Annotated in this window: 4 protein-coding genes; 2 read left to right on the top strand and 2 right to left on the bottom strand. The window is 74.9% G+C overall.

The window, feature by feature from the left end; translation table 11 throughout:
- The first annotated feature begins 82 nt into the window (after nt 1-82).
- Nucleotides 83-286 carry an antitoxin gene (locus tag V7793_RS36245; protein WP_168095828.1) on the top strand — a complete coding sequence of 68 codons (204 nt, stop codon included), beginning with the start codon at nt 83-85 and terminating at the stop codon, nt 284-286.
- A gap of 6 nt (nt 287-292) precedes the next feature.
- On the opposite strand, the gene V7793_RS36240 is transcribed toward V7793_RS36245, so the two are convergent.
- Nucleotides 293-853, bottom strand: coding sequence for a GNAT family N-acetyltransferase (locus V7793_RS36240; protein ID WP_336013928.1), 561 nt, complete (start codon nt 851-853; stop codon nt 293-295).
- Between the two features lie 60 nt (nt 854-913).
- Nucleotides 914-1,471: a GlcG/HbpS family heme-binding protein gene (locus V7793_RS36235; protein ID WP_336013927.1), complete on the bottom strand. Its 558-nt coding sequence runs from the start codon at nt 1,469-1,471 to the stop codon at nt 914-916.
- Between the two features lie 216 nt (nt 1,472-1,687).
- Here V7793_RS36235 and V7793_RS36230 point away from each other — a divergent pair.
- Nucleotides 1,688-2,633: sensor histidine kinase (locus tag V7793_RS36230; RefSeq protein ID WP_336013929.1), on the top strand; the 946-nt coding region annotated here is incomplete at its 3' end.

The following is a 2,633-nucleotide window of genomic DNA, read 5'->3' as shown; positions in this document are numbered from 1 at the left end:
CCGCCGCGGGGCGCGGCGAGGATGCGGGCCCGGTGGATTGCGGAGATGCTGGTTGCGTCAGCGTTCCGTGAGGAGGACGGCCATGTCCATGCTCGACAAGCTCAAGGGCCTGCTCAAGGGCCATGAGGACACCGCTCGGCAGGGTGTCGAAAAGGCGGGCGACGCGTTCGACGCCAAGACCCAGAACAAGTACCAGAGCCAGGTCGACACCGCCCAGCAGAAGCTCAACGAACAGCTGGGGGCGCAGGAGCGGCGGCCGGGGGACGAGCGCCCGCCGACTCCCTGAGGGCAGTCACCACAGCCGGTCGACCTCCCCCGGGTAGAGCCCGATGCGGCTCCTCTCGAAAGCGGCCGCATCGCGTTGCGCCCGCGCCGTGAAGAACGCCGCCATGGTGACCTTGTCGAAGCCCGGCCGGTCGCTGGGGAACGGGTCCTGCGGCGTGCCGCCGATCAGGACGGTGCCGGGCAGGGCGGTCCAGCCGGCGCTCTCGTAGAACGCCTGCAGAGGGCGGTCGCACGTGAACAGTCCCACGTCCGCGGCGCCGCCGTCGGCGATCAGCTCACGGGCGGCGGCCACCAGCCGCCGCCCGTATCCCTTGCCCCGGTGTGCCGCGTCCGTGACGACCGCGCTCAGGCCCGAGGCCCGGTAGCTCCGGCCCCCGTGGATGATCTCCTTGGAGAGGATGTCCAGCGCGGCCCGTACGCCGCCGTCCGGGGCGAGGAGCAGTACGGCCACGGGGCGCAGGGCCGGGTCGTGGGGGCCGCCGCCGGGCCAGGCCTGGTCCTGCAGGGCCTCGATCTGCGCGCGCAGCTCCGGCGGGAGGTCCGGCTCCGCCATCGTGACGATCCGCATGCGCCCCACGTGCCCCTCCCCCGTTCGGCCGCACCCCTCGCGAGCCCGTGGCTTCGCAGGCTAGCCCAGCGCCGCCGCGCCCGCCTTCGCGAACTTCTCGTCGAGGTCGCCGCTCGGGGCCCCCGCGACACCGATGCCGGCGACCGGCGCGCCCTTGGCCTGGACCGGGGTGCCGCCCGGCAGGAACAGGGTGCCGGGGATGTCCTTGAGGTTCGGGGCGCCCTGGAGGCGCTTGACGAGCTCCGAGGTGGGGGCGTTCCAGGAGACGGCCGTGAAGCCCTTCCGTACGGCCGACTCGTAGGACTGCGGGCCCGCGCCGTCGCCGCGCAGCGTCACCAGCGTGTTGCCGTTGCGGTCGACGACCGCGACGGACACCTTCTGGCCCTCCTTCTTCGCGGCGGCCAGCGCGGCCTGGGCGGCGCGCGTGGCGGCGTCCACCGACAGGTGCGTCGACTCGGTCAGGCCGTTGCCGGCCACGGACACCGGAGCCTGGCGCTCCGCCGCGGGCGAGGCCGTCGCCGTGACCGCCCCGAACGTACCGGCCGCGACAACGGCGGCACCGACCGCACCCACGAGCACACGGCCCCGGACGGAGAGCTTCCCGAACGCAGACTTCATTTTCGGCTCCTCAACAGGCCGGCGGATCGCCGGCGGCTTGGCAGCGGTTTCCTTGCGCTCTCCATCCTTCGGGCCGTCCGCGCCACGGGCATCGGCGTCCCGGCTGCCCGCCGGGTCAACCGATCGGCTGATGCGGCGGCCCTCCGCACCGGTTAGGAACAGGGGGTGACCTTTACCGACGATGACGAACCCGGCGCCCGCCGCCTCGCCCTCGTCATGCACGCCGCCTTCTTCCTGCTCCTCTCCGCCTCCTTCGCGCGCTTCCTGATCCGGCACCCCGGCGAGCCCCGCACGCCGTGGATCGTCGCCCTCAGCGTGCTGCTCGCCCTGCTGTACGTCCTGCCCTACGCCCTGCCCCACGCCCTGAGCCCGGCCCCCGCGACCCGCCCGCCGCGGCAGCTGCTCTGGCTGGCCGCCGTCGTCGCGACCTGGGTCGTGCTCGTCGTCCTCGCGCCGAGCTTCGCGTGGTGTTCCGTCCCCCTGCTCTATACGGGCCTGCGCACGCTCCCCACGCGCGCCGCGCTCCTCCTGGTCACCTTCCTCACCGGCCTGGTCGTCGTGGCGCAGCTCCGGCTCTCCCACGGCTTCGACCCCACCCTCGTGCTCGCCCCGCCCGCCGTGGCCGCCGTGGCCACGGCCGTCTTCGTCCACACGCAGCGCCAGACGGACCGGCAGCGCGCCCTGATCGAGGACCTGGTCCGCACGCGCCGCGAACTGGCGGCGACCGAGCGGCGCGAGGGCGCCCTCGCCGAGCGGCAGCGGCTGTCGATGGAGATCCACGACACCCTGGCCCAGGGCCTGTCCAGCCAGCGGATGCTGCTGCAGGCCGCGGACCGCACCTGGGAGTCGGACCCGGAGGCGGCGCGCCGGCACGTGCGGACCGCCGCGGACGTCGCGGCCCGCGGCCTGGCCGAAACCCGGCGGTTCGTCGACGACCTGGCGCCGCCGCAGTTCGACGGCGGCGCGCGGCTGGAGGACGCGCTGCGCGCGCTGGCGGCCTCCGGCGCGGCGGAGGGGACCGGGGTCCCGGTGCTCTTCCACGTCGACGGCGTGCCGGTCCCGCTGCCGGACGGGGTGCGGGCCGCGCTGCTCCGCATCGCCCAGGGCGCCCTGGCGAACGTGCGCGAGCACGCCGGCGCCGCCACGGCCGCGCTCACCCTGA

Origin of the sequence: Streptomyces sp. KLMMK, assembly GCF_036961605.1 — a bacterium.
Lineage (GTDB): Bacteria > Actinomycetota > Actinomycetes > Streptomycetales > Streptomycetaceae > Streptomyces > Streptomyces telluris.
The sequence above is the reverse complement of the archived record's forward strand: the minus strand, read 5'-3'. Positions and strand labels throughout refer to the sequence as shown.

What these genes read in the sequence shown, in the direction of transcription:
- V7793_RS36235 (WP_336013927.1), bottom strand. Translation starts at nt 1,471, where the DNA reads ATGAAGTCTGCGTTCGGGAAGCTCTCCGTCCGGGGCCGTGTGCTCGTG.
- V7793_RS36245 (WP_168095828.1), top strand. Translation starts at nt 83, where the DNA reads ATGTCCATGCTCGACAAGCTCAAGGGCCTGCTCAAGGGCCATGAGGAC.
- V7793_RS36240 (WP_336013928.1), bottom strand. Translation starts at nt 853, where the DNA reads ATGCGGATCGTCACGATGGCGGAGCCGGACCTCCCGCCGGAGCTGCGC.